Raw genomic sequence first — 221 nt, forward strand, 5'->3', positions numbered from 1 at the left:
TACGCTGGGCTGGAAAGATATCAATAACAAAGCCGACTTTACCGCCGAGCACACTGGCGGTTCGATTGGCACCGGTGGCCCAATTGGTAGCCAACTGGTGACCAATGCTGCGGGCGGGTTACTCTCTAACGCCAATAACAGCGACCATGCGGAAGGCACCACGCAATCGGCGGTCAGTGACGGTACTGTCATTGTTCGCAATGAAGACAAACAAAAACAGG

At 53.8% G+C, this 221-nt stretch carries 1 pseudogene; it reads left to right on the forward strand.

Going from position 1 to position 221, the window contains the following annotated elements:
• A pseudogene (locus AC4IFT_RS22650) lies at positions 1-221 on the forward strand (hypothetical protein); the annotation flags it as partial.

The organism is Providencia sp. UF-183 (assembly GCF_058246155.1).